Below are 23,614 nucleotides of genomic sequence, written 5' to 3' on the forward strand. Positions count from 1 at the left end.
AGGCGATGTTACCGATGACCTTCCTCGATCTCCGTGCCGCCACCCTGGGCCAGGCGCACGTGGCCCATGCCCATGACCACCACCAGCTCATCCTTGCCACCTGCGGCGCCACCGAGCTTGCCATCGAGGGACGGGGGGATCGTATCACCGGCAGCCGGGGCTGCCTGATTCCCTGTGGCCGCCACCACGACTATCGGGGCGATGGCCGCAACCGCACCTTCGTGCTCGATATTCCTGCCAAGAGCCTTCCGGCCCTTCGCGATGGCGAAGCCATCGGGCGACTGTTCGAGCGGCCGCGCTTCTTCGCGGTGCCGCCGCGCCTCAACCGCCTGGCGGCCAGCCTGATGCAGCAGCTGGAATATTGTCCGGCACTGCACAGCGAGATCGCCGCACTGCTGCTGCGGGCCCTCTATCTGCACCTCGAGGCCGAGCCACTGCCGGCGGATGTCGGCGCGCCCGCCGTCCGGGGCTTCAGCGAGCGCCTCGACCTGGCGCGCCTGGACGCCTGGATCGACCGTCATCTCGCCGACGAGATCCGTGTCGAGCAGCTGGCCGCGCTCTGTGCCTTGAGCGCGGGGCATTTCCATGCCTGTTTCCGGGAGCTGACCGGCATGACGCCACTCGCCTATGTCCAGCGTCGGCGCCTGGATCATGCCCGTACCCTGGTCACGCACAGCGGCCTGAGCCTCGGCCATATCGCCACCCTGGTGGGCTTTCGCGACCAGGGCAGCTTCTCCCGCGCCTACCGCCGACGCTTCGCCGTCTCGCCCTCCCGGGCGCGCCGTGAGGACCGGGCTTTCCCGAGTCCCGGGCAAGAGCATCGCAGTTCCGGGCAAGCAGGCGGGCCAGAGTCGACCTAGTCTGAAGGTCAGCTGTCTCGTTGTGTCCCTGCAGGGAGGGCGAGACAGGGCCACTACAATGACAAGACGACGCGAGGTTGACCATGAAAGCGAAGACTCTCCCCGGCGCCCTGGCACTGGCTGCGCTCCCCCTGGCCATCGCCAGCACCCAAGTGCAGGCCCAATCCATGGAAATGGCCATCTCCACCATCCTCCCGGAGAACATGAGCAACAACGAGGTCTACCCGGCGCTGGTGCACTTCAAGAACCTGGTCGAGACCCGGACCGATGGCGAGATCACCGTGTCGATCTTCGGCAACAGTCAGCTGGGGTCCGAGGTGGAGACCGCCTCCGAGGTCCAGGGTGGCCGTACCCTGCAGTCCACGATCATCACCACCGGGGCCATGTCGTCCTTCTATGACGACTACCAGCTGATGACCGCGCCTTTCATCTTCGACAACTGGCGCCAGGCCTGGACCTTCTTCGACAGCGAGTGGTTCGCCGACTTCATGTCGGGGACCATCGAGGAAGCCAACATGCGCTATCTCGGTACCTTCGATGATGGCGGCGGCTTCGTGGCTTTCACCAACAACAAGCGCCCGATCAAGACCGTGGAGGACCTCGAGGGGCTCAATATCCGCACCGAGGAAAACCCGGGACACGTCGCCATCATGAAGTCGCTTGGCGCTTCGGCGACGCCGCTGCCCTGGGGCGAGGTGATCACCGCCCTGGAGACGGGCCTCGCCGATGGGCAGTTCAACGCCCCGGTGCTCAATGTCACCTATAATTTCGACGAGGTGACGGACTACACCACGCTCACCGGTCACGTCTACAACAGTGCGGCCTGGCTGGTCAGCGAGGATTGGTTCCAGAGCCTGACCGAGGCCCAGCAGGAGGCCATTGTCACCTCCGCCCGTGAGGCTGTTGCCATCGGCCATGGCATGTCCGGTGCGCTGGCAACGGCCAGTTGGGAGGAGTCCTGCGAGCGCTTCGAGGAGTGCTACATCATGCCTCCCGAGGAGCGGGCGCGCATGGCGGAGATCGCCACCCCGGCGTGGAAGGATTGGATCGTCAATGACTTCGGTATCGACGAGGAGAAGGTCGATGCCTTCCTCGAAGAGGTGGCCCGTGTCGGTGAGGAGGTGAGCGAATCCGACGTGGCCGTCTATGGCCGCTGATCCGCAACCCTGATCCGCCCCGTCGACCCGCCGGTCCCGCCGGCCGGTCGACGCTGCCTGTGAGGTGACCCGATGGATCGACTTCAGCCCCTGCGCCGCCTGAGTGACGTGGTCAACCAGGTGGCGATCGTGACGTGTGTGGCCTGCGTGCTGATCATGCTGGGCATTTCCTTCACGGCCTTCCTCTACAAGCTGGCCACCGGCAGCACCCTGAGCTGGACCTACTCGCTGGCGCGGCTCTTCCTGCCCTGGATCGGCTTTCTCGCCATGACCATCTCGCTGCGCTATGGCGAGCATGTGGCCATGACGCTGCTGGTGCGCAGCCTGCCGCGCGTGCTGCTCAAGGTTGCGGCCGGGCTCTGTCTCGGCGTCATCGCGCTGTTTGCCCTGATGCTGGTCTGGTACGGCTGGGTCTTCTTCCAGGGGGCCTCCCAGGTCTACATGGTCTCCGACCAGATCCAGATCTCCGGCAAGTTCACCGCCATCGTGGTGCCGATCAGCGGGGTCATCATCCTGCTGCACCTGGTGCAGGGCTTCGACCTGCTCGAACACTTCATCGATGACGAGACCGTGATCGAGGAACTCATTGATGTCACTGATGGGGAGGAGCGCTCATGACCCCCGCGATCATCGTCTTCGTCGTGCTTCTTCTGATCGGGGCCCCGGTGGCCGTGGTGATGGCCATGTCGGGGCTGGCCGGCGGCTTCGCCATGGGCGGCGAGCGCATGCTCGGCATCATCGCCGACCGCATGTTCTCCGGTGTCTCGGGGTTCCTGCTGATCGCCGTGCCCTACTTCATCTTCACCGCCGAGCTGATGAACCAGGGCGGCCTGACCCAGAAGCTGATCGCCTTCAACAACGCCCTGTTCGGGCGGGTGCGCGGGGCGCTGTCCCACGTCAACGTCTCGGTGTCGGTATTCTTCGCCGGCCTGACCGGGGCGGCGATCACCGACACCGTGGCGATCGGCAAGATCATGATCCCGGAGATGAAGCGGCAGGGCTATGACGCCGAGTATGCCGCGGCGATCACCGCCTGCTCGTCGATCATCGGGCCGATCATCCCGCCCAGCGTGGTGATGGTGGTCTATGCGACCCTGCTGCGCGACATCTCGGTGATCGACCTCTTCGCCGGGGGGATCATCCCCGGCCTGCTGATGGCCGTGGCGCTGCTCGCGGTGAGCTTCTTCCTGGCCTGGAGGCGGGGCTACCCCAAGCAGGCGCCCACGCCGCTCAAGGCGGCGGCCGTGGCCTTCCTGGTGGCGCTGCCGGCGATGATCGTGCCGCTGATCATCCTCGGCGGTATCCTCTCGGGGATGACCACCATCACCGAGGCCTCGGGGTTTGCCGCCGTCTATGCCATCGCCATCGGGGTCGTCTTCTACCGCACCCTCACCTGGCGCAAGATCTGGCACGCGCTGGTGGTAACGGTGCGCTTCTCGGGGGTGGTGTTCTTCCTGCTGGCGACCTCGGCGGTGCTCGGCTGGTTCGTCACCCGCTCCGGCATCGCCCGGGAGGCGGCGGGCCTTATTACCACCTTCAGTGACTCGACCTTCCTTCAGCTGCTGCTGGTCTGCGCCCTGCTGATCCTGATCGGCACGGTCATGGACGTGCTGCCGGCGCTGGTGGTGGTGGCCCCGGTGCTGGTGCCGGCGATGATCCAACTGGGGGTGGACCCGCTGCACTTCGCCATCCTGATGATCGTGGTGCTCAACATCTCCAACGTCACTCCGCCGGTGGGGATGACGTTGATGACGGCGGCGAGGATCGCCAATGTGCCCTTCGAACGGGCGATCATCGCCTCGCTGCCATTCTATGTCGCCTTCATCGTGGTGATCCTGCTGCTGGTCATCTTCCCGTCGCTCTCCACCTGGATCCCCTCGCTGCTGGGCTAAGGAACCTCCCTCATGAAGCTCTTCTATCATCCCGACCAGGAACGTCATGCGCCGCCGACCTTCCTGCTGCGTGGCCGGCCGGTGGACTCCCCGGAAGGGCCGGTGCGGGCCGAGCTGCTGACCGCGGGGCTGGCGTCCCTGGGCCTCTCCATGACCGCGCCCACCGAGGTCGACAGTGCGCGGCTGAGAGACCGTCTGGGCAGGATCCATGCCCCGCGCTATCTCGACTTCCTGGAGACCATTCATGCCCGCTGGCGGGCGCTGCCGGATGCCGCGGAGATCGTGGCGCCCAATGTCCACCCCTGCGGGGGTGGGCACCACTATCCCCGGCACCCGGTGGGGCTGGTGGGCTGGCACATGCACGACATGGCCTGTCCGATGACCGCCGATAGCTTCGCCGGCATCCTGGCCAGCGCCGCCAGCGCCGAGGCCGCCGCCGATGCGGTGCTGAGCGGCGAGCCTTCGGCCTATGCCCTGTGCCGACCGCCGGGCCACCATGCCGGCCCCGAGCGGGCCGGCGGATTCTGCTTCCTCAACAACTCGGCGCTGGCTGCCACGGTGCTGCGCGAGCGCCACGAGCGGGTGGCGATCCTCGACGTGGACCTCCACCACGGCAACGGCACCCAGGACATCTTCTATCAGCGCGGCGATGTCTGGACCGGTTCGCTGCATGCCGACCCCGCCGATTTCTATCCCTTCTTCTGGGGCGGGGCCGACGAGCACGGCGAAGGGGATGGCCAGGGCGCCAACGTCAACCTGCCGTTGCCCCTGGGCAGCGACGGCGCGACCTTCCTGGCCACCCTGGACCGCCTGATCGAGTGCCTGGACGCCTTCCGTCCGCAGGCGCTGGTGGTGGCCCTGGGGCTCGATGCCCACAAGGACGACCCGCTGGCCGGCCTGGCCCTGGAGACCGACGACTTCACCGAGATCGGGCGGCGCCTGGCCGCCATCGAGCTGCCCACGGTGCTGGTGCAGGAGGGGGGCTATCCCACCGAGCACCTGGGCGATAACCTGGCCGCCTTGCTGGGCGGCTATACCGCAGCCTGACTGCCATCCCGACGAGAGACCTTGCCATGACCGTCACCCATCACGACAGCAATGCCCGCATGAGCCAGATCACCGTGCACAACGGCACCGCCTACCTGGCCGGCCAGGTGCCGTCCGACCCCTCCGCCGACATGCGCGGCCAGACCGAGCAGGTGCTGGCGCGCATCGATGACCTGCTGGCCAAGGCCGGCACATCCAAGCAGCACCTGGTTGCCGCCCAGATCTGGGTCACCAGCATGGCCGAGTTCGACCAGATGAATGCCGCCTGGGATGGCTGGGTGGTACCGGGTCGCCCGCCGGTGCGCGCCGCCGTCGAGGCCAAGCTCGCCAAGCCCGAGTGGAAGGTGGAGATCATGGTCACCGCGGCACTGCCGGAGGCCTGAGATGCGCATCATCACTGCCGAGGAGGTGTCGGCCTCGCTGGCCTGGCCGGCGCTGGTCGAGCGGCTGGCCACCACCTTCCGCGAGGGCGTGGAGTCGCCGCCTCGACACCACCACGCCATGCATCGCCCCGATGGCGAGGCCACCATGCTGCTGATGCCGGCCTGGGAGCGGGCCGGCTACATCGGCGTGAAGATGGTCAACGTCTTCCCGCAGAACGCCGACCACGGGCTGCCGGCCATCGCCGGCGTCTACCTGCTCAGCGAGGGTGCCCACGGGCGCCCGCTGGCCTGCATCGACGGCAGCGAGCTGACCCGGCGGCGCACCGCGGCGGCCTCGGCCCTGGCGGCCCGGGAACTGGCCCGGGACGATGCCTCGACCCTGCTGGTGGTGGGTACCGGCAAGCTGGCCCCCATGGTGATCGAGGCGCATGCCGCCGTGCGGCCCATCACTCGGGTGCGGGTCTGGGGGCGCAACCCCGCCAAGGCCGAGCAATTGGCGGCCGACTATGCCGACCGCTTCGATAGCGCCGCGGTCTCCGACCTCGAGGCGGCGACCCGCGAGGCGGATATCGTCAGCTGTGTGACGCTCTCTACCGAGCCGCTGATCCGTGGCGACTGGCTCGCCCCCGGCACCCATCTCGACCTGATCGGGGCCTTCCGGCCGACCATGCGCGAGACCGATGCCGAGTGCCTGGCCCGCAGCGAGGTGTTCGTCGACACCTATGCCGGGGCCCGGGGCGAGGCGGGCGACATCCTGCAGGCCATCGACGAGGGAGGCTTCGCCTTCGACGCCATTCGCGGCGAACTCGCCGAGCTGCTGCGCGGCGAGCGCCCGGGGCGTTCCTCGGGTGACGCCATCACGCTGTTCAAGTCGGTGGGGGCCTCGCTGGAGGACCTGGCCGCGGCCATCGAGGTCTGGGAACGGCAGGAGGGCCACCAATGACGCCGGCTGGCAGCTCAGCCTCGGCCGGCGGAACGCCGGCCGTGGGTTTCTTCTGGCACGAGCGCTGCTTCTGGCATGACCCGGGGGCCATCGGGGTCTTCTCGGCCCCCGGCGAGTTCCTGCAGCCGCAACCGGCCTCGGAGAGCCCGGAGAGCAAGCGGCGGCTGAAGAACCTGCTGGAGGTCTCCGGGCTGATCGACGCGCTGGCGGTTCGCAAGCCGCCCCCGGCTCGCCGCGAGGATCTCGAGCGCTTCCATACGCCCCGCTACCTGGAGGCGCTGGAAGCCGGCGACCGGGGCCGCGGCGGTGACGGCGGCGATTGCGCCCCCTTTACGCCGGGCAGCCTGGCCGCCGCATGCCAGTCGGCGGGGCTGGCCATCGCCGCGGTTCAGGCCGTGGCCAGCGGCGAGCTGGCGCGTGCCTACGCCCTCTGCCGCCCTCCCGGGCACCACGCCGAGGCCGATCGCGGCCGGGGCTTCTGCCTGCTGGGCAACATCCCGGTGGCCGTGATGCGGGCGCGTGCCTTGGGCCAGGTAGGGCGCGTGGCGATCCTCGACTGGGACGTGCACCACGGCAACGGCCAGCAGGCGGCCTTCTACTCGGACCCCGAGGTGTTCACGGTCTCGATCCACCAGGCGGGCAACTACCCGCTGGACACCGGCACCTTCGAGGAGCAGGGGGAAGGAGCAGGCGAGGGCGCCTGCCTCAACCTGCCGCTGCCGCCTGGCTGCGGCCTCGGGGCCTACGACCACGCCATGACCGAGCTGGTGCTGCCGGCGATCGAGGCCTTCGCGCCCGAGCTGATCGTGGTGGCCTGCGGCTATGACGCCTGCGCCAAGGACCCACTGGGCAAGATGCTGCTCAACAGCGCGGCCTTCGCGCGCATGACCCGCCAGCTCCGCGAGCTGGCCGAGCGACGCTGCCAAGGGCGGCTGGTGATGGTCCACGAGGGCGGCTATTCGGAAGGCTATGTCCCGCTGTGCGGCCACGCGGTCGTCCAGGCCCTTGCCGACAGCGACATCACGGTGCCCGACCCCCAGGACGAGGAGATCGCCGCCTGGCCCTACCAGGCCCTGCAGCCCCACCAGCGCGAGCTGATCGACGGCTGGCGCGCGGCCTGGTCCGCTGCCGGCCGGCTGTGACCCCGTTTCCGATGACCGACCCTCTTCACGACAGGAACGCCTGCCCATGACACCGCTCTTTGACCGCGACGGCTGGATATGGCATGACGGCGAGTGGCTGCCGTGGCGCGATGCCCGCACCCATATGCTGACTCATAGCCTGCACTACGGCATGGGCTGCTTCGAGGGCGTGCGCGCCTATGAGGGCCCGCGGGGCACTCACCTGTTCCGGGTGGCGGAGCATACCCGCCGGCTGCTGGATAGCGCCCATGCCCTCGATATACCGTTATCCTTCGTCGCCGACGAGCTGATCCAGGCCCAGCGCCAGTGCCTGGCACGCAATGACCTGACCAACGCCTATCTCAAACCCACGGTCTACCTCGGTGCCGAGGGCCTGGGACTGCGGGCGAAGGGGCTGACCACCCACCTGATGATTCCCGCCTGGGACCTGGGTGACTACATCTCCCCCGAGGCGGCCGCGATCGGCCTGCGCGCGCTGACCTCCTCCTGGGCGCGCCACCACGTCAACATCAGCCTTTGCCGGGCCAAGACCAACGGCCACTACGTCAACTCGATGCTGGCGCTCAACACCGCCGTCAAGGCGGGCTTCGACGAGACGATCATGCTCGACCCGGAAGGCTATGTCGCCGAGGCCTCGGCGGCCAACGTCTTCCTGCTGCGCGACGGCGTGCTGCATACCCCGGAGGTGACCTCCTGCCTGCAGGGCATCACCCGTGACAGCGTGATCCGCCTGGCCCGGGAGGTGCTGGGGATCGAGGTGCGCGAGCGGCGCATCACCCGCGACGAGCTCTATATCGCCGACGAGGCCTTCGTCACCGGGACCGCGGCCGAGCTGCTGCCGCTGCGCGAGCTCGATGGCCGGCACATCGGCGCCCGGGCCGGGGCGCCGCCGCCGGACAAACCCATCGCCGAGGCGTCGCTGACCGCCCGGCTGCAGCGGCTCTACCACCGGGTCACCCGGGGCGATCTCGGCGATGACCTGCAGGGCTTCGCCGGCTGGCTGACCGAGGCCTGAGCCGCCGGCCACCCAGGTTGACATCCGGCCCTGCCGGTCGTGGTAGCCTCGCGCTATCACGCTCGCAAGGACGACGATGACATGGCCCTGCTGGATGGCATCCTGCGCCTGGCGCTGCTGCTCGCCACCCTCTGGGGGGCGCTGGCCCTTGGCCATCGCCTGGCGTTTCCGCGGCCCGGGCGGTGGCTGGTGGTGGGGCTCTGGCTGCTGGCGGGTGGCGTCTGGCTGTGGCTGGCCGGGCAGGGCGCGCGGCTGGGGCCGCTGGCCGCCATGGTGGTGCAGATGACCGCGCTGCTGGCCTGGTGGCGACGCCTGACGCCGGCGAAGGACCTGGCGTGGGCCGAGGACGTCGCCCACCTGGCGACGGGCGACGTCGAGGGACACCGGCTGACCCTGCACCGGATGCGCCACTTCGACTGGCAGACCCCGAACGATGCCCGCGGAGGCTGGGAGCGGCGGGTCTTTGATCTGCGTCGGCTGGACTCTGTCGACCTGTTCGTCTCGAGCTGGGGCCGGCCGGGGATCGCCCATGTGCTCGTCTCCTTCGGCTTTTCCGGCGAGGTGCCGGGCGAGGACGACTTCGTGGCCTTCTCGGTGGAGGTGCGGCGTGAGCGCCACGAGCGCTTCTCGGAGATCGGCGGCTTCTTCAAGCAGTACGAGCTGGCGATCATCGCCGCCGACGAGCGCGACGCCGTGCGCCTGCGCAGCAACGTGCGTGGCGAGCGGGTCACCCTCTACCATGTCACCCTCCCGCCCGACGCCCGTCGTGACCTGCTGCTGGCCCTGGTGGCGGCTGCCAACGACCTGGAGCGCGAGCCGCGCTTTTACCACACCATCACCGCCAACTGCACCACCCTGGTGTTCGCCATGATGCGCCGGATCATCGAAGGGCTGCCGCTGGACCATCGCCTGCTGCTCAGCGGCCTGCTGCCGGGCTACATCCATGACCATGGCGGCCTGGTTTCCGGCTACTCCCTGCACGAGCTGCGCCGGCGGGGGAATATCACCGAGCGTGCCCGGCAGGCCCATGAGGCCCAAGACTTTTCCCGCCGCATACGCGAGGGCGTTCCCGGCTGGGAGCCTGCGGAGCGTCGCCCATGAAAAACGCCACGACGCGTGCGTCGTGGCGGCATCTCGCTCCTCCCTGGGCATCCTCCCGATGCCGTTCTCCCTGAGCGGCGTCCAGCCCCCTCGCGTCCCTGGCGACATGTCCGGCAGTGTCCCTTGCCCGTCCCCGATGTTATCGCCGATCCCCGTGACAGCGACGTGATGGCCGGATGACGGTGGCATGACATCCGGAGGCGAGCCGTGCCGGCAGGCAGGGCCTGCTTCTGGTAGAATCCCGCGCCGTTTCGTCTCACTCCAACTCCTTTTTCGGGAAGACTGTCATGAATGCAGTAATCATTGCGGTGCTGGTGATGGTGGGCCTGTCGCTGGCACGGGTCTCGGTGGTCTTTGCGCTGGTGGTCGGTGCGCTGGTCGGGGGGCTGGTCGGCGGGCTCTCCATCGAGGCCACCCTGGCGGCCTTCAATGACGGCGTGGGCGGCGGCGCCAAGGTGGCGCTGGCCTATGCGACCCTCGGGGCCTTCGCGGTGGCGATCTCGCGCTCCGGGCTGCCGGACCTGCTGGCGCACCGGCTGATCCGGCTGCTCGGCCAGGAGGCCTCGGCGAGTCGCCAGGCCACCGTGAAGTACCTGCTGCTCGGTGCGGTGCTGTTGGTGTCGATCTCCTCCCAGAACCTGATTCCGGTGCACATCGCCTTCATCCCGATCCTCATCCCGCCGCTGCTCAAGGTGATGAACCAGCTGCGCCTGGATCGCCGGGCCGTGGCCTGTGCCCTGACCTTCGGCCTGACCGCGCCCTACATGCTGCTGCCGGTGGGATTCGGGGCGATATTTCTCAATGACATCCTGCTGGCCAACATCAACCAGGCCGGCGAAGCCCTGGGGCTGGAGATCAGCCGTGGCATGGTGCCCCTGGCCATGGGCGTGCCGGTGGCCGGCATGGCCGTGGGCCTGGTGGTGGCGCTCTTCGCGAGCTATCGCAAGCCGCGCGATTACGAAGCGCTGGACGTGGCCACCAGCAACGTGCCGCACCACCATCCCGAGGTGCATGAGCCGCATGCCCTGGGGCTGGTGATGTCGCTGGTGGCCATCGTCGCCGCGCTGGGCATCCAGCTCTATACCGGCTCCATGGTGCTGGGTGGCCTGGTGGGCTTCGCGCTGCTGTCGCTGGGCGGCATCTTCAAGTGGCGGGAGGCCGACGACCTCTTCACCAGCGGCATGCGCATGATGGCGCTGATCGGCTTCATCATGATCTCCGCCTCAGGCTTCGCCGCGGTGATGACCGCCACGGGGCAGATCGAGACCCTGGTGGCTTCCAGCGTCGAGGTGATCGGCGACAACCGCGGCCTGGCGGCATTGCTGATGCTGCTGGTGGGGCTGTTCATCACGCTGGGCATCGGGTCGTCGTTCTCCACCATCCCGATCATCGCGGCGATCTTCGTGCCCCTGGCGGTGCAGTTCGGGTTCTCGCCGCTGGCCACGGTTGCGCTGGTGGGAACCGCCGCGGCGCTGGGCGACGCCGGCTCGCCGGCCTCGGACTCCACCCTGGGGCCGACCTCGGGGCTCAACGTCGACCGCCAGCATGACCATATCTGGGACAGCGTGGTGCCGACCTTCCTGCACTACAACATCCCACTGATCGCCTTCGGCTGGCTGGCCGCCATGACCCTGTAGGCAGCTGACTAGCAACCACCGACGGCGGCCTCCGGGCCGCCGTGTTGCTATTTCTCTTCGGGCAGATGGCTCTCCAGGGAGGCCAGCAGGCCGCGCAGCAGCGAGAGTTCGCGGCGTGAGGGCTGGGCCCGGGCGAACAGGGCCTCGAGTTGGTCCTCGGTGCGGGCGTGGGGCTGGGTGATGAAGCCGCTGCGCTGCATCACCCGGCTCAGGTGGTCGTGGAAGTGGCCGAGTTGCTCGCGCGTCGGCTGGCGCTCCTGCGACGGCCGAGGTGGGCGGTAGCCGCTGCCAGGGCGGCGCCGCCAGGCGGTGAAGAGCTCGTGGGCCAGGACCTGCACCGCCTGGGAGAGGTTGAGGATGCCGTAGTCGGGATTGGCGGGAATGCTCACCTGGTGGCTGCAGCAGCGGATCTCGTCGTTGGTCAGGCCGAAGCGCTCGCGGCCGAAGACCAGCGCCACCGGGTCGTGGGCGGCATGTTCCACCAGGTCCCGGGCCATCTCGTCGGGCTCGTCGAAGTGGGGCAGCGGAAGGCTGCGCAGCCGCGCGCTGGCCCCGACCACCTGCACGCAGTCGCTTACCGCCTCCGCTAGCGAGCCGACCACCCGCGCTGTATCCACCAGGTCCTCGGCGCCTGCTGCCAGTCGCGAGGCCTCGGGGTCGGGGAACTGCCGGGGCGTAACCAGCACCAGGTCGGTCAGGCCCATGGTCTTCATGGCCCGGGCCGAAGCGCCGATGTTGCCGGGGTGGTAGGTCTGGACGAGGACGATGCGGATGTTCGATAGCATGGGGCTAGGACAGGCCTGGTGGTGAGGTGGACAAGGAGGACATTTTACATTGCCAAGCCGCCAAGCCGCCAAGCCGCCAAGCCGCCAAGCCTTACTCTGGGTTCCTTGGCGCCTGTGGCTCGGTGCTTGGCGCTGACAACAAAAAACCCCGCCGGCTTTCACCGGCGGGGTCTGTCTCAGGCCTTGCTTGGAAGGGCAGGGCCTGGGGCAGGGGGCTGGCTTACATCATGCCGCCCATGCCACCCATGCCGCCCATGCCACCCATGTCAGGCGCGGCTTCCTTCTCGTCCGGGTCGTCGGCGATCATGGCCTCGGTAGTGATCATGAGGCCGGCAACGGAACCAGCGGACTGCAGGGCAGAGCGGGTCACCTTGGCCGGGTCCAGCACGCCCATCTCGAACAGGTCGCCGAACTCGCCGGTCTGGGCGTTGTAGCCGTAGTTGCCTTCGCCTTCCTTCACCTTGTTCAGGATAACGGAGGCTTCCTGACCGGCGTTGGTGACGATCTGGCGCAGCGGCGCTTCCATGGCGCGCAGCGCCAGGGCGATGCCGTGGTTCTGGTCCTCGTTCTCACCCTTGAGGCCGGAGAGCTTGGTCAGCACGCGAACCAGGGCAGTACCACCCCCGGGCACCACGCCTTCCTCGACGGCGGCGCGGGTGGAGTGCAGGGCATCCTCGACGCGGGCCTTCTTCTCCTTCATCTCCATCTCGGTGGCTGCACCGACACGGATGACGGCCACACCGCCGGCGAGCTTGGCAACGCGCTCCTGGAGCTTCTCGCGATCGTAGTCGGAAGAAGTCTCCTCGATCTGGGCGCGGATCTGGCCGACGCGCGCCTCGATGTCACCGTCCTGGCCGGCGCCGTCGATGATGGTGGTGTTCTCCTTGGACATGGTCAGGCGCTTGGCCGTACCCAGGTGGTCCAGGGTCGCCTGCTCGAGGGTCAGGCCTACCTCTTCGGAGATCACGGTGCCGCCGGTGAGGATGGCGATGTCCTGCAGCATGGCCTTGCGACGGTCACCGAAGCCCGGCGCCTTGGCAGCCGCGACCTTGACGATGCCGCGCATGGTGTTGACCACCAGGGTAGCCAGTGCCTCGCCCTCGATGTCCTCGGCGATGATCACCAGCGGCTTGCCGGCCTTGGCGACGGCTTCCAGCGTCGGCAGCAGCTCGCGGATGTTGGAGATCTTCTTGTCGACCAGCAGGATGTAGGGATCTTCCAGCTCGACCGCCATGGTGTCCTGGTTGGTGACGAAGTAGGGCGACAGGTAGCCACGGTCGAACTGCATGCCTTCCACGACATCCAGCTCGTCCTCGAAGCCGCGACCCTCGTCGACGGTGATCACGCCTTCCTTGCCGACCTTCTCCATGGCCTCGGCGATGATCTCACCAATGCGCTTGTCGCCGTTGGCGGAGATGGTGCCGACCTGGGCGATGGCCTTGGAGTCGGTGCAGGGCACGGACAGCTCCTGAACGCCCTCGACGGCGGCTGCCACGGCCTGGTCGATGCCGCGCTTGAGGTCCATCGGGTTCATGCCCGCGGTCACGGCCTTCATGCCCTCGGTAACGATGGTCTGGGCCAGCACGGTCGCGGTGGTGGTGCCGTCGCCGGCAACATCGGAGGTCTTGGAAGCGACTTCCTTGACCATCTGGGCGCCCATGTTCTCGAACTTGTCCTTGAGTTCGATCTCCTTGGCCACGGAGACGCCGTCCTTGGTCACGGTCGGTGCACCGAAGGACTTCTCGATCACCACGTTGCGGCCCTTCGGCCCCAGGGTAACCTTGACGGAGTTGGCCAGGAGGTCGACGCCGCGCGCCATGCGCTTGCGGGCATCATCGGAGAACTTGACTTGTTTTGCTGCCATTTTCGTATGCTTCCTGTGAGTTCGTGAACGTCAGTATCGAGCAGTTGCGGGTCGTGTCCGGGGTCAGCCTTCGACCACGGCCAGGATGTCGGACTCGCTCATGATCAGCACTTCCTCGCCGTCGATCTTCTGCTTCTCGACGCCGAAGCCATCCTTGAAGATCACGGTGTCACCGACCTTGACGTCGAGCGGGCGGACGTCGCCGTTATCGAGGATCCGGCCGTTACCGACGGCCAGGATCTCGCCACGCGTCGGCTTTTCCTGGGCATTTCCCGGAAGCACGATGCCGCCAGCGGTCTTCTGTTCTTCTTCAACGCGACGGATCACGACGCGATCGTGCAAGGGACGGATGTTCATTGCTCACGTTCTCCTGATGGTTTGCTGTGCCCGGGCATTGCCGGGCGGTTTTCATCATCTACCCGCAGTCATGCTGCGGGGTGGAGGCGGGGTTCGCCTTCCTTGTCGATGGCTCGGGCGTCAACCCGTGCCGAATCCTGATGCTGTCGGATAAGTGGGGCTCGGCATTGGGCTTTCAAGGCCCCGCCCGAAAATTTTTTGTGCCCCGTTCAGCGCCTGTCGTCACGCGAGATGAACTCGCCTTCGATAGGCGCGTCCTGTCGGTCGCCCTGCGGCTCCTTGTCCTGCCCGTTCGCGCCCCGCTCGTCGCGTGATTCCCCGCGCGGGCCGGCCTGCTGCCAGTCGGCATCGGTGCCCCGGCGCGGGCGATAGCTCCCGGCATGCAGGTGCAGGCCCTTCATGCGCACGCCCACCCAGCCCAGCAGCCTGGCCAGCAAGCGCCGCGCATTGGGGATCAGGCACATGAAGCCCAGGGCGTCGGACAGGAAGCCAGGGGCCATCAGCAGGGCACCGCCGAAGATCAGGGCCGCCCCGGTCAACAGTTCGCCCGAGGGGATCTCTCCCTGGGCCATGCGCTCCTGGGCACGGGCGAAGGTGGCCACGCCTTCCCGGCGGATCAGGTGCAGGCCGATGAACCCGGTGGCCAGGACCAGCAGCAGGGTGCTCAGCAGGCCGATCTGGCTGCCGACCGAGAAGAGGATGACGAAGTCCAGCAGGGCGAAGAGGGTGAAGAGGACGAGAAAGGGCATGATGACTCCGCGTGTGACAGTTGCGCAGGTGATGGGGGCAAGGCAGGAGAATTCAAGCCGTCGCCGCGCCGTGCGGGAGTGATGGAATCTCCTTCCATGATTCGCTATGGTGATGGTGCAGTGCACCATAATAAGGTTATATCGACAGCCGGTCCCTCGGCCGGCAACCGCGCCGAGAGCGCGATTTCCCATCCCCGGAGAAGCGACCATGAAACTCGACAATACCGTTATCGCCATCACCGGCGGCGCCCGTGGCCTCGGCCTGGCCATGGCACGGCGGCTCGGTGGTCAGGGGGCGAGGCTCGCCCTGATGGACATGGATGGCGATACCCTGGACAGTGCCGTCTCCGCCCTTCATGCGGAGGGGCTCGAGGCGCGCGGCTTCGTGGTCAACGTGGCCGACGAGGCGTCGGTGACGCAGGCGTTCCGCGACATCGCGTCATCGCTGGGTCCGATCCACGGCCTGGTCAACAACGCGGGCATCGTGCGGGATGGCCTGCTCGTCAAGGCCAGGGAGGGCAAGGTGGAGAAGACCCTGCCGCTGGCGCAGTGGCAACAGGTGATCGACGTCAACCTGACCGGGGTCTTCCTGTGCGGGCGCGAGGCGTCGGTCCAGATGATCGAGGCCGGTCACCATGGCGTCATCGTCAATATCTCGAGCATCTCGCGGGCCGGCAACATGGGCCAGAGCAACTATGCCGCGGCCAAGGCCGGCGTGGTGGCGCTGACCACGACCTGGGCAACGGAACTGGCACGCTACGGTATTCGCGTGGGGGCGGTGGCGCCGGGATTCATCGAGACGGACATGACCGCCGCGATGCGCCAGGACATGCTCGACAAGCTGACGGCGGGGGTGCCCCTCAAGCGGCTGGGCCAGCCCGAGGACATCGCCGAGAGCGTGGCCTTCATCATGTCCAACGACTACTTCACCGGTCGCGTGGTCGAGTGCGACGGTGGCCTGCGCCTCTGACCCGCCGCCGCGGGGAGAGGGGAATGACGCCGGCCGCGCGGCCGGCGTCGTCGGCCGACCCGGTCAGAAGGTCACCTGGTCGGCGAGTCCCTCCATGGTGGACTCGCCGATGCCGCTGACCCGCGTCAGCTCCTCGGCGCTCTCGTAGGGACCATTCGCCTCCCGGTCCTCGACGATGGCGGCTGCACGTGTTTCCCCGATCCCGGGCAACTCGGTCAGCAGCTCGGCGTCGGCGCTGTTGACGTTGATCGGCTCCATCTCCTGGGCCAGCACCTGGCCGGCGGTGAAGGGGGCGAGGCCGAGCAGCATGACCAGCAGCAGGCCGGGCAGGCGTCGCTTGATGGCGGTCTTCATGATCATTCTCCTTGTTCCTGGGTGGTCGCGGCCGACACCGCGCAGCGTCGGCCTGCCCCTTTCAAGCTAGTGGGCCCCCGGCAGAGCCAGTGTCATCGAATGCGGTCGTATCATGTCAGCGATTGCAGGAAGGGGGGCGGCGACTTCGTGGACATGCGCCGTAGGCCATGGCTGATATACTTGGCCGGCCCACCCATCCCGCCAGGAGCCTGCCCGTGCCCACCGACTCCCCCCTGATCATCGCCCTCGACTATGCCTCCCTGGACGCCGCCCTGTGCATGGCCGATCGCCTCGATCCCGCGCGCTGCCGGCTCAAGGTGGGCAAGGAGCTCTTCACCCGCAGCGGGCCCGAGGTGCTCGATGCCCTGCACGGCCGCGGCTTCGAGGTGTTCCTGGATCTCAAGTTCCACGACATCCCCAATACCGTGGCCGGGGCGATCCAGGCCGCCGCCGAGCAGGGCGTGTGGATGGTCAATGTGCATGCCAGCGGTGGCCGCCGGATGATGGAGGCGGCCCGCGAGCGTCTGGATCGCCAGCGGCTGGCGACCCGGCTGATCGCCGTGACGGTGCTGACCAGCATGGAGGCCGCCGACCTGGCGGAGGTGGGCATCGAGGCGTCGCCTGCCGACCAGGTCGAGCGCCTGGCCGTGCTGGCCCGTGACAGCGGCATGGACGGGGTGGTCTGCTCGGCGCAGGAGGCGTCGCGCCTGCGCGAACTGTGCGGCAGCGACTTCCTCAAGGTGACCCCGGGTATCCGGCCGAGCTTCGCCGTGGCGGGCGACCAGCGTCGCCTCATGGCCCCGGCCGATGCCCTGGCCGCCGGCAGTAGCCACCTGGTGGTGGGGCGCCCGGTGACCCAGGCGGAGGAGCCGATGGCCGCCCTGGCCGCCATCGAGAGCGAGCTTTCCGGCGGCTGAGCCCGGCTACTCGCCCTCGATGCCGGTGATGGGCTTGGTGGTGCCCCAGTTGCGGCAGCGGGGGCACTGCCAGTGGAGCCGTTCGCCGGAGAAGCCGCAGCGCCGGCAGCGGTGGCGGGGCAGGGCCTGTACCAGGGTGTGGGTGTGGCGCTGCAGCAGCGCGAGGCGCTCGTCCTCCTCGCCGCTTGCGTTGTGTCGATAAAGGGTCAGCAGGTAGTGCATCGCGCCCAGGCTCGGGGCACGGTCGAGCTGCTCGGTGACCAGCGCCAGGGCCTCCCGGTCATCGCCGTGATGGTGGCGCAGCGTCTCGGCCAGTCGGGTGATCACGCTGGTACAGGGTGCCTGCTCGAGAAGCTCCTGCAGGCAGCGGATCAGGCCCTCCTCGTCATCCAGCAGCCGATAGGCGCGGGCCAGGGGCTCGAGGATGGTGGGGGTGAAGGCCGGGTCCTGGTCGGGAATCCGCCTGAGCAGCCGGATGGATGGCTTGTACTGTCCGGTATCGTGCTCCATGGCGGCCAGCAGCAGGTTGGCGCGCACGCAGTGCGGGTCGGTGGCCAGGGCCTGGCGCAGATGGCGCCTGGCCAGTACGGGGCTGGCCGAATGGCGCTCCTGTTCGGCCAGCTCGCAGAGCCAGTGGGCCGCCGCGCGGCGGATGTCGTCGTGCTGGCGGACCAGCCTGGGCAGGGCGACATCCAGCGCGGCCTGCCATTCGCCTTCCCGCTCCAGCAGGTCGGCCAGCAGCCGCCGTGCCGTGTCGCGCAGCTCGTCATCCTGGCTGTCGCGTACCAGGCTCTGCAGCAGGCGCTCGGCGCGGTCGAGCAGCCCCAGGGCGAGGAAATCGCGGGAGAGCTCGAGCTGGACCCTGTCGCTCTGCCCGGCGGTCAGCGTCGGGCGGGCGAGCAGGTTCTGGTGGATCTTCAGGGCCCGGTCGGCCTCGCCCCGGGTGCGGAAGAGGTTACCCAGCGCCAGGTGTGTCTCGATGGTGTCGCTGTTGACCTCCAGCGCGCCGATGAAGGTCTCGATGGCGCGATCCTGCTGGTCATTGAGCAGGTAGTTGAGGCCGACGAAGTAGTCCCGCGACAGCGCCGGTGGCTGCGATCTCCTGCCGGCACCCTGGCGCTCCCGGCGGCCCAGCCACCAGCCGATGGCGACGGCCACCACCAGCAGGGCCAGCAGGAAAACATCGGGCATTCTAGGGGAGTTCCTTCATCTCCTGGACGCGCAGGCGGTCGAGCTCCTTGCGCTGCTGCTGGTTGTGCCGCTGGGCACGGGTCAGCAGGGTGCGCAGGCGCAGGTAGACGCCGCTCATGGCGAGCATGCCCAGCAGCACGCCCACGGCCAGCGAGGCCAGCAGCCAGACGGAGAGCGAGGCTGCAGGCAGCTCGATCCAGATCAGGTTGAGGGGCAGGGCCTGCTGGTTGTTGACGGCAAAGAGGATGCCGATCAGCAGCACCGCCAGCAGGATGATGGCCAGGATCAGGCCTTTAAGCCAACGCATGTGCTTGTTCCCATGTCGGTTGAAGGAGAGGCGGCGGTCGTGGAGCGCCGCTCAGTAGCCGAGCGCGCGGCTGGCATCCACCTGTTCGCGCAGCTCCTTGCCGGGCTTGAAGTGTGGCACGAACTTGCCGTCGAGTGCGACAGGTTCCCCCGTCTTGGGATTGCGACCCACCCGGGGCTCCCGATAGTGCAGCGAGAAGCTGCCGAAGCCGCGGATCTCCACGCGTCCCCCCTCGGCCAGGGTGTCGGTGATATCGTCGAGGATCAAACGTACCGCCGCCTCGACCTCCTTGACCGACAGCTCCGGCTGTCGCATGGCGATCTGTTCGATCAGTTCGGACTTGGTCATCGGCTCTACTCCATGCGGTCCTGCCTGGGTCGACGCGATCCCGGCGTTGTTGTTTTCCCAAAGCATACTGTGCAAGTCTCGAGAAAACAACGCACTACGACCTTTTCTCGAGACGGCGGGGAGCGCGGAGGCGACGGGCTGCCGGCGGGACGGGGCTCGGGTATACTGACACCACACTCATCCGACCCAGCGAGGCCCACCTTGAACGACGATTCGTCTCCGGAAGCCACCCTGCGCAAGCGCCTCTACTGGCATTCGCGTCGCGGCATGTGGGAGCTTGACCTGCTGCTGATTCCCTTCCTCGAGCAGTGCTATGGCGACCTGGCCGAGGCGGACCAGGCGGCCTTCCAGTCACTGATCGAGGAGGAGGACCAGGACCTGTTCGCCTGGCTGATGCGCCGCGAGTGGCCCGAGGACCCGTCGCGGCGGCGCATTGTCAAGATGATCGTCGAGCATGCCGAGACCACCGACAACGATCGCTATCGCAACCTCTAGGCTGTCGCTGGCTGCCCATGGGCTCAGCGCCGCGGCGGTTACCGGCCTGGTGGCGGGGGTGGCCCCGCCCTGGGCCGGCGTGCTTGCGGCAGGGGTGCTGGGCGCGGCGCTGGTGACGCTGGCCCGGCAGCGCTCGAGTGGTGATCTGCGGGGCACGCCGAAGGCGGCGGGCGGCATGGAGTGGTCCTGGCGTGACAGCGCCGCCCAGGCCTGGCACCCGGTGAGCCTGCGCTGCGACTACCTGGGGCCCTGGCTGATCGGGCTACGGGTAGAGGGGCGGCGCCTGTGGCTGTGGCCCGACAGCAGCGACGCCGAGTCGCTGCGTCGCCTGCGCCGTGAGCTGCTGCCGCTGCCCTGAAGGCCTCGTTACCCCAGGGTCCGCGGGATCAGGTCGCTTGGAGGTCCTGCAGGCGGATCCGCGAGGGTTGCGGGCTTGCCTCGCCGTGGACCGGGCAGTCCGGGTTGAAGTGCAGGCCGCGGGACTCGCGCCGTGCGCGGGCGCAGGCCACGGTGAGGCGCGCCAGGCGCAGCGCGTGCCAGAGGTTCGCCAGGGCGGTCGAGGGCGCGGCGTCCTCCATGCGGGGGGCAAGCCGCCGGTGCAGCTGCGCCAGGTCCCGCGCGGCTTCGTCCAGCCCCCGGTCGGTGCGCACGATGGCCACGCGGGCACTCATCAGCTGGCGCATCGCCTCGCGGATCTCCTCGATGTCGTCCAGGTCGACCGGCTGCCGGCCCCAGTGCGCCGGGGTCGGCTCGGCAGACGACGGGGATTCGGCGGCGCGCAGCCGCCGGGCACAGCTGCGGGCGAAGACCAGGCACTCCAGCAGGGAGTTGCTGGCCATGCGGTTGGCCCCGTGCAGGCCGGTGCAGGCCACCTCGCCGATGGCGTGCAGCCGCGGCACCGTGCTGGCGCCCCCGAGGTCGGTGGTGATCCCGCCGCAGCTGTAGTGGGCGGCCGGCACCACCGGTATCGGGTGGTGCACGATATCGAGTCCACGGCTGGCACAGTGGGCATGGATGGTCGGGAAGTGGTGGCGGATGGCGGCCTCGCCGAGGTGGCGGATGTCCAGGTAGACATGGTCGCTGCCGGTGCGCTGCATCTGCGCGTCGATGGCCCGGGCGACGATGTCGCGGGGTGCCAGCTCGGCGCGGGGGTCCACCGCCGGCATGAAGCGCTCGCCCGCGGCGTTGATCAGCAGTCCACCCTCGCCGCGTACCGCCTCGCTGACCAGGAAGGCAGGGCCCTCGGGGTCGTAGAGGCAGGTGGGATGGAACTGCTGGAACTCCAGGTTCATCAGTTCGGCGCCGAGTTCGGCAGCCATTATCATGCCCTCGCCGCTGGCCGGCAGGGGGCTGGTGGTATGGCGATAGAGGCCGCTGGCCCCGCCGGTGGCGAGCACGGTGTCCTCGGCCAGCAGCTCGTGCAGCCGGCCATCGGCATCCAGGCAGCGTGCCCCGCGGCAGTGGCCCTCACCGTCGCCGATCAGGCCGATGGCGGTCAGCTCGCCGCACAGCCCGATGTTCGGGTGCGCCTCCACGTGCTGCCTGAGGGTCTCGACGACGGCACGGCCGGTGGCATCGTCGGCGTGGATGATCCGCCGCGCACCATGGCCGCCCTCGCGGGTGAGGTGGTAGGGGTAGCCGGCATCGGCGCTCGCGTCCGGCGTGAAGGGGACGCCCAGCGACACCAGCCACTCGATGGCCGATGGTCCCTGCTCCACGGTGAAGCGCACCGCCCGCTCGTCGCACAGGCCGTCGCCCGCCACCAGGGTGTCGGCCACATGGGCCTCGATGTCGTCCTGGGGGGAGAGCACGGCGGCGATGCCGCCCTGGGCCCAGCGGCTGGCACCCTGGTCGTCGCTGGCTGGGCGCAGCAGCGTGACCCGGCGATGGTCGGCCACCTCCAGTGCCAGCGCCAGCCCGGCGACCCCGCCGCCGATGACCAGCACCTCATGCTTGCCGTCTGTCATCTGCCTTTCCTTCTTGCGTGGTGGCTCGCGCGACCGCCGAGGCGTCCTCGGTGAGCCCGTGGTGGGGGGCCCGGCGACGCAGCCGCCGGCTGGGCAGGCGTTCGAGGCCGCCCAGGCATTGGGTGAGGTCGGCGGTCAGGCGCGCCAGCTCCCGATTGAGCCACAGGTAGCCGCTGGGGCTGAAGAGCATTCTGCCATCGGCGGACCGGGCATTGCCGGCCAGTTCGGCGTGGCGCTGCAGCTCGAAGGGGGTGATGGTCACGTCGACCGGTCGGCCGGTGCGTACCTGGAAGGCCAGGGTGCCGATGCCGCGGGCCAGGGTATGCTGCTCCTCGCGGAGTCCGGCCATGGCGTCGATGCGCTCGTGCCCGTCGCGGCTGCTCCAGTGGGTCTGGAGCAGCAGCTCGATGGTGGAGAGCATGCGCCGCTGCAGCGAGATCAGGTCGTCCAGCTCGTGGCGGCTCAGCCGTCGCTCGCGATGGATGGCATCCACCAGGCCGCGCTGCTTGACCAGCAGGCTGCTGGTGGCCTTGAGCATCTCGCGGGTATCGATGCCGGGGGCCGCCGTGGCCGCGGTGTGCGCATGGTAGAGGCGGCCCATGCGGTCCAGGTTGTCGGCCAGCATGAAGCGCATCATGTCGGTGGCCTTCTGGGGCAGCACCAGCACCGTGACGGCGATGCCCACCAGGGTGCCGAGGAGTACGTCGAAGGCGCGCCACAGGGCGATATCGAGTTCCCGGGTGCCGTCGCCGACCACCAGCAGCAGGCTGATGGCGAACATCAGGCCGCTGTAGCCGTGCCGGTTGCTGAAGGTCAGCCAGGTGGCGACGGCGATGCCGGCAAGGGTGGCCAGGGGCACGAGCGGCGGCCAGGGCAGCGGCAGCAGGATCAGCAGCAGGCCCCAGCCGGCGCCGAGCAGGGTGCCCAGCAGGCGCTGGCGTCCCTTGTCCAGCACGCCACCGATATGCGGCAGGTTGCCCATCACCATGATGGTGCTGACAAGTGCCCAGCCGCTGTGCTGGATGGCGAAGAGCTCGATGATGGCGAAGGTGAGGCACAGGGCCAGCACGATGCGCAGCACGTGCAGCTTGCGCCGATGCTGATAATTGAAGTAGGGGTCGCGCAGGCGCGGCAGGATCATGTCACGGCGTCCCGTTGGAGGGTCGCGCCCGACGCGTGCCGGAAGGGTGCAGGAAAGCTGGTGCCCGGAGCCGGGCTCGAACCGGCACGGTGTTACCACCGAGGGATTTTAAGTCCCTTGCGTCTACCAATTTCGCCATCCGGGCGGCACGGTTGCGAGCGGGCAGCTAGGGGAATGATGGAGGCTGGAGTCGGAATCGAACCGGCGTACACGGAGTTGCAGTCCGCTGCATAACCACTCTGCCATCCAGCCTCATGAGTCGTGCCATTCGTGGGGAATGGAGCGGGAAACGAGATTCGAACTCGCGACCCTCGCCTTGGCAAGGCGATGCTCTACCACTGAGCTATTCCCGCCTGACTCGAGAGCGAATTATACGGATAAGTCGGTGACTGTCAAACACTTTTCGCCACCCTTCAGCGCATTGAACTGCTCAGGTGCGGCCAGGCCGCCTTGAGGTAGAGAAACATCGACCAGAGGGTCAGCAGGGCCGCCACGTAGAGGGTGGCCACGCCCAGCAGGGCCACGGGGGTGCCGGGGGCGAAGGCCAGCAGCACCAGCAGGGCGACCATCTGCAGGGTGGTCTTGACCTTGCCGATCCACGAGACCGCCACCTGGCCACGCTTGCCCATCTCGGCCATCCACTCGCGCAGGGCCGAGATGACGATCTCGCGGCCGATGATCACCAGCGCCGGCAGGGTCAGCCAGATGGCCTCGTAGCGCTCGATCAGCAGGGCCAGGGCCACGGCCACCATCAGCTTGTCGGCTACCGGATCGAGGAAGGCGCCGAAGGGCGTGGACTGATCCCAGCGCCGGGCCAGGTAGCCGTCGAGCCAGTCGGTCACCGCGGCGAGCGCGAACAGGGCCGCGGCCAGCGGCATGCTCCAGGCGAAGGGCAGGTAGAACAGCACCACCAGCAGCGGGATGAAGAGGATTCTGGCCAGGGTGAGCAGGTTGGGTATGTTCATCGGGAGGTGCGGTCCTTGCCTTGGGAG

At 68.3% G+C, this 23,614-nt stretch carries 26 protein-coding genes and 3 tRNA genes; 15 read left to right on the forward strand and 14 right to left on the reverse strand.

All coding sequences use genetic code 11. The annotated features are described in order from the left end of the window. Nucleotides 1-14: 14 nt before the first annotated feature. The 11 genes from M8009_RS00330 to M8009_RS00380 all read left to right on the forward strand — a co-directional run bounded on the left by M8009_RS00330 (nt 15) and on the right by M8009_RS00380 (nt 11,177). Complete coding sequence (locus tag M8009_RS00330) at nt 15-860, forward strand: helix-turn-helix domain-containing protein (RefSeq protein WP_250058779.1); 846 nt, start codon at nt 15-17, stop codon at nt 858-860. An 83-nt stretch (nt 861-943) separates the two neighbouring features. Beyond that, entirely contained in the window at nt 944-2,017 is a 1,074-nt protein-coding gene (gene dctP, locus M8009_RS00335) for a TRAP transporter substrate-binding protein DctP (protein ID WP_250058780.1), read from the forward strand. 72 nt (nt 2,018-2,089) lie between these two features. After that, a complete protein-coding gene (locus M8009_RS00340) occupies nt 2,090-2,635 on the forward strand; it encodes a TRAP transporter small permease (protein WP_250058781.1) in 546 nt (181 codons plus the stop codon). Then, nucleotides 2,632-3,909 (forward strand): TRAP transporter large permease, encoded by a 1,278-nt coding sequence (locus M8009_RS00345; protein ID WP_250058782.1) that lies wholly within the window; start codon nt 2,632-2,634, stop codon nt 3,907-3,909. Before M8009_RS00340 ends, M8009_RS00345 begins: the two co-directional genes overlap by 4 nt. A 12-nt stretch (nt 3,910-3,921) precedes the next feature. Continuing rightward, the gene (locus M8009_RS00350) at nt 3,922-4,956 is read left to right on the forward strand and encodes a histone deacetylase family protein (RefSeq protein ID WP_250058783.1); all 1,035 of its coding nucleotides are present in this window, start codon (nt 3,922-3,924) and stop codon (nt 4,954-4,956) included. Nucleotides 4,957-4,982: 26 nt separating this feature from the next. After that, nucleotides 4,983-5,339, forward strand: coding sequence for a RidA family protein (locus M8009_RS00355; protein WP_250058784.1), 357 nt, complete (start codon nt 4,983-4,985; stop codon nt 5,337-5,339). 1 nt (nt 5,340) lies between these two features. Next, nucleotides 5,341-6,282, forward strand: coding sequence for a bifunctional Delta(1)-pyrroline-2-carboxylate/Delta(1)-piperideine-2-carboxylate reductase (gene lhpI, locus M8009_RS00360; RefSeq protein ID WP_250058785.1), 942 nt, complete (start codon nt 5,341-5,343; stop codon nt 6,280-6,282). After that, a complete protein-coding gene (locus M8009_RS00365) occupies nt 6,279-7,424 on the forward strand; it encodes a class II histone deacetylase (RefSeq protein ID WP_430886877.1) in 1,146 nt (381 codons plus the stop codon). The genes lhpI and M8009_RS00365 overlap by 4 nt, the downstream gene beginning before the upstream one ends. 46 nt (nt 7,425-7,470) lie before the next feature. Then, the gene (locus M8009_RS00370) at nt 7,471-8,439 is read left to right on the forward strand and encodes a branched-chain amino acid transaminase (RefSeq protein WP_250058787.1); all 969 of its coding nucleotides are present in this window, start codon (nt 7,471-7,473) and stop codon (nt 8,437-8,439) included. 81 nt (nt 8,440-8,520) lie between these two features. Then, nucleotides 8,521-9,540, forward strand: coding sequence for an Lnb N-terminal periplasmic domain-containing protein (locus M8009_RS00375; RefSeq protein WP_250058788.1), 1,020 nt, complete (start codon nt 8,521-8,523; stop codon nt 9,538-9,540). Nucleotides 9,541-9,827: 287 nt separating this feature from the next. Further along, nucleotides 9,828-11,177 (forward strand): Na+/H+ antiporter family protein, encoded by a 1,350-nt coding sequence (locus M8009_RS00380; RefSeq protein ID WP_250058789.1) that lies wholly within the window; start codon nt 9,828-9,830, stop codon nt 11,175-11,177. Between the two features lie 47 nt (nt 11,178-11,224). Here M8009_RS00380 and M8009_RS00385 read toward each other — a convergent pair whose 3' ends face one another. The 4 genes from M8009_RS00385 to M8009_RS00400 all read right to left on the reverse strand — a co-directional run bounded on the left by M8009_RS00385 (nt 11,225) and on the right by M8009_RS00400 (nt 14,932). Continuing rightward, on the reverse strand, nt 11,225-11,962 hold the full coding sequence (locus M8009_RS00385; protein ID WP_250058790.1) for an RNA methyltransferase: 738 nt from the start codon (nt 11,960-11,962) through the stop codon (nt 11,225-11,227). 220 nt (nt 11,963-12,182) lie between these two features. Then, nucleotides 12,183-13,826 carry a chaperonin GroEL gene (gene groL, locus M8009_RS00390; RefSeq protein WP_250058791.1) on the reverse strand — a complete coding sequence of 548 codons (1,644 nt, stop codon included), beginning with the start codon at nt 13,824-13,826 and terminating at the stop codon, nt 12,183-12,185. Nucleotides 13,827-13,889: 63 nt separating this feature from the next. Beyond that, nucleotides 13,890-14,183 (reverse strand): co-chaperone GroES, encoded by a 294-nt coding sequence (locus M8009_RS00395; protein ID WP_250058792.1) that lies wholly within the window; start codon nt 14,181-14,183, stop codon nt 13,890-13,892. Nucleotides 14,184-14,392: 209 nt separating this feature from the next. Continuing rightward, complete coding sequence (locus M8009_RS00400; RefSeq protein ID WP_250058793.1) at nt 14,393-14,932, reverse strand: FxsA family protein; 540 nt, start codon at nt 14,930-14,932, stop codon at nt 14,393-14,395. Between the two features lie 208 nt (nt 14,933-15,140). On the opposite strand from M8009_RS00400, the gene M8009_RS00405 reads away from it, so the two are divergent. After that, nucleotides 15,141-15,902, forward strand: coding sequence for an SDR family oxidoreductase (locus M8009_RS00405; protein ID WP_250058794.1), 762 nt, complete (start codon nt 15,141-15,143; stop codon nt 15,900-15,902). 63 nt (nt 15,903-15,965) lie between these two features. Here M8009_RS00405 and M8009_RS00410 read toward each other — a convergent pair whose 3' ends face one another. Further along, nucleotides 15,966-16,256 carry a ComEA family DNA-binding protein gene (locus tag M8009_RS00410; protein WP_250058795.1) on the reverse strand — a complete coding sequence of 97 codons (291 nt, stop codon included), beginning with the start codon at nt 16,254-16,256 and terminating at the stop codon, nt 15,966-15,968. Between the two features lie 215 nt (nt 16,257-16,471). On the opposite strand from M8009_RS00410, the gene pyrF reads away from it, so the two are divergent. Further along, on the forward strand, nt 16,472-17,173 hold the full coding sequence (gene pyrF / locus M8009_RS00415) for an orotidine-5'-phosphate decarboxylase (protein WP_250058796.1): 702 nt from the start codon (nt 16,472-16,474) through the stop codon (nt 17,171-17,173). Between the two features lie 6 nt (nt 17,174-17,179). Here the strand turns inward: pyrF and lapB are convergent, their stop codons facing one another. From lapB to M8009_RS00430, 3 genes are read right to left on the reverse strand one after another with little or no spacing between them, the layout of a single operon-like run. Beyond that, nucleotides 17,180-18,364: a lipopolysaccharide assembly protein LapB gene (lapB, locus tag M8009_RS00420; RefSeq protein WP_250058797.1), complete on the reverse strand. Its 1,185-nt coding sequence runs from the start codon at nt 18,362-18,364 to the stop codon at nt 17,180-17,182. 1 nt (nt 18,365) lies between these two features. Continuing rightward, nucleotides 18,366-18,671 (reverse strand): lipopolysaccharide assembly protein LapA domain-containing protein, encoded by a 306-nt coding sequence (locus M8009_RS00425; protein ID WP_106231565.1) that lies wholly within the window; start codon nt 18,669-18,671, stop codon nt 18,366-18,368. 51 nt (nt 18,672-18,722) lie between these two features. Beyond that, nucleotides 18,723-19,019 (reverse strand): integration host factor subunit beta, encoded by a 297-nt coding sequence (locus tag M8009_RS00430; protein WP_040187190.1) that lies wholly within the window; start codon nt 19,017-19,019, stop codon nt 18,723-18,725. A gap of 201 nt (nt 19,020-19,220) precedes the next feature. Between M8009_RS00430 and M8009_RS00435 the strand changes: the two genes are divergently transcribed. After that, nucleotides 19,221-19,514 (forward strand): FAD assembly factor SdhE, encoded by a 294-nt coding sequence (locus M8009_RS00435; protein ID WP_250058798.1) that lies wholly within the window; start codon nt 19,221-19,223, stop codon nt 19,512-19,514. After that, entirely contained in the window at nt 19,474-19,872 is a 399-nt protein-coding gene (locus M8009_RS00440) for a protein YgfX (protein ID WP_250058799.1), read from the forward strand. The genes M8009_RS00435 and M8009_RS00440 overlap by 41 nt, the downstream gene beginning before the upstream one ends. Nucleotides 19,873-19,900: 28 nt before the next feature. On the opposite strand, the gene nadB is transcribed toward M8009_RS00440, so the two are convergent. The 6 genes from nadB to pgsA form a co-directional block, all read right to left on the reverse strand. Beyond that, a complete protein-coding gene (gene nadB, locus M8009_RS00445; RefSeq protein WP_250058800.1) occupies nt 19,901-21,481 on the reverse strand; it encodes an L-aspartate oxidase in 1,581 nt (526 codons plus the stop codon). After that, the gene (locus tag M8009_RS00450; protein ID WP_250058801.1) at nt 21,462-22,622 is read right to left on the reverse strand and encodes an FUSC family protein; all 1,161 of its coding nucleotides are present in this window, start codon (nt 22,620-22,622) and stop codon (nt 21,462-21,464) included. The genes nadB and M8009_RS00450 overlap by 20 nt, the downstream gene beginning before the upstream one ends. A 58-nt stretch (nt 22,623-22,680) precedes the next feature. After that, a tRNA-Leu gene (locus tag M8009_RS00455) sits at nt 22,681-22,767 on the reverse strand. A 33-nt stretch (nt 22,768-22,800) separates the two neighbouring features. Then, nucleotides 22,801-22,874 (reverse strand) — tRNA-Cys (locus tag M8009_RS00460). A 26-nt stretch (nt 22,875-22,900) separates the two neighbouring features. Beyond that, a tRNA-Gly gene (locus M8009_RS00465) sits at nt 22,901-22,975 on the reverse strand. 60 nt (nt 22,976-23,035) lie between these two features. After that, the gene (gene pgsA, locus M8009_RS00470) at nt 23,036-23,587 is read right to left on the reverse strand and encodes a CDP-diacylglycerol--glycerol-3-phosphate 3-phosphatidyltransferase (protein WP_133634969.1); all 552 of its coding nucleotides are present in this window, start codon (nt 23,585-23,587) and stop codon (nt 23,036-23,038) included. Nucleotides 23,588-23,614 lie beyond the last annotated feature (27 nt).

This window comes from Halomonas gemina (assembly GCF_023554995.1).
GTDB lineage: Bacteria > Pseudomonadota > Gammaproteobacteria > Pseudomonadales > Halomonadaceae > Halomonas > Halomonas gemina.

Coding starts and splice junctions, on each gene's coding strand:
- M8009_RS00410 (WP_250058795.1), bottom strand. CDS start 16,256: ATGAAGACCGCCATCAAGCGACGCCTGCCCGGCCTGCTGCTGGTCATG.
- M8009_RS00340 (WP_250058781.1), top strand. CDS start 2,090: ATGGATCGACTTCAGCCCCTGCGCCGCCTGAGTGACGTGGTCAACCAG.
- M8009_RS00395 (WP_250058792.1), bottom strand. CDS start 14,183: ATGAACATCCGTCCCTTGCACGATCGCGTCGTGATCCGTCGCGTTGAA.
- M8009_RS00385 (WP_250058790.1), bottom strand. CDS start 11,962: ATGCTATCGAACATCCGCATCGTCCTCGTCCAGACCTACCACCCCGGC.
- M8009_RS00400 (WP_250058793.1), bottom strand. CDS start 14,932: ATGCCCTTTCTCGTCCTCTTCACCCTCTTCGCCCTGCTGGACTTCGTC.
- M8009_RS00425 (WP_106231565.1), bottom strand. CDS start 18,671: ATGCGTTGGCTTAAAGGCCTGATCCTGGCCATCATCCTGCTGGCGGTG.
- M8009_RS00430 (WP_040187190.1), bottom strand. CDS start 19,019: ATGACCAAGTCCGAACTGATCGAACAGATCGCCATGCGACAGCCGGAG.
- lapB (WP_250058797.1), bottom strand. CDS start 18,364: ATGCCCGATGTTTTCCTGCTGGCCCTGCTGGTGGTGGCCGTCGCCATC.
- dctP (WP_250058780.1), top strand. CDS start 944: ATGAAAGCGAAGACTCTCCCCGGCGCCCTGGCACTGGCTGCGCTCCCC.
- M8009_RS00405 (WP_250058794.1), top strand. CDS start 15,141: ATGAAACTCGACAATACCGTTATCGCCATCACCGGCGGCGCCCGTGGC.
- groL (WP_250058791.1), bottom strand. CDS start 13,826: ATGGCAGCAAAACAAGTCAAGTTCTCCGATGATGCCCGCAAGCGCATG.
- M8009_RS00350 (WP_250058783.1), top strand. CDS start 3,922: ATGAAGCTCTTCTATCATCCCGACCAGGAACGTCATGCGCCGCCGACC.
- lhpI (WP_250058785.1), top strand. CDS start 5,341: ATGCGCATCATCACTGCCGAGGAGGTGTCGGCCTCGCTGGCCTGGCCG.
- pgsA (WP_133634969.1), bottom strand. CDS start 23,587: ATGAACATACCCAACCTGCTCACCCTGGCCAGAATCCTCTTCATCCCG.
- nadB (WP_250058800.1), bottom strand. CDS start 21,481: ATGACAGACGGCAAGCATGAGGTGCTGGTCATCGGCGGCGGGGTCGCC.
- M8009_RS00370 (WP_250058787.1), top strand. CDS start 7,471: ATGACACCGCTCTTTGACCGCGACGGCTGGATATGGCATGACGGCGAG.
- M8009_RS00355 (WP_250058784.1), top strand. CDS start 4,983: ATGACCGTCACCCATCACGACAGCAATGCCCGCATGAGCCAGATCACC.
- M8009_RS00330 (WP_250058779.1), top strand. CDS start 15: ATGACCTTCCTCGATCTCCGTGCCGCCACCCTGGGCCAGGCGCACGTG.
- M8009_RS00345 (WP_250058782.1), top strand. CDS start 2,632: ATGACCCCCGCGATCATCGTCTTCGTCGTGCTTCTTCTGATCGGGGCC.
- M8009_RS00375 (WP_250058788.1), top strand. CDS start 8,521: ATGGCCCTGCTGGATGGCATCCTGCGCCTGGCGCTGCTGCTCGCCACC.
- M8009_RS00440 (WP_250058799.1), top strand. CDS start 19,474: ATGCCGAGACCACCGACAACGATCGCTATCGCAACCTCTAGGCTGTCG.
- M8009_RS00380 (WP_250058789.1), top strand. CDS start 9,828: ATGAATGCAGTAATCATTGCGGTGCTGGTGATGGTGGGCCTGTCGCTG.
- M8009_RS00365 (WP_430886877.1), top strand. CDS start 6,279: ATGACGCCGGCTGGCAGCTCAGCCTCGGCCGGCGGAACGCCGGCCGTG.
- M8009_RS00450 (WP_250058801.1), bottom strand. CDS start 22,622: ATGATCCTGCCGCGCCTGCGCGACCCCTACTTCAATTATCAGCATCGG.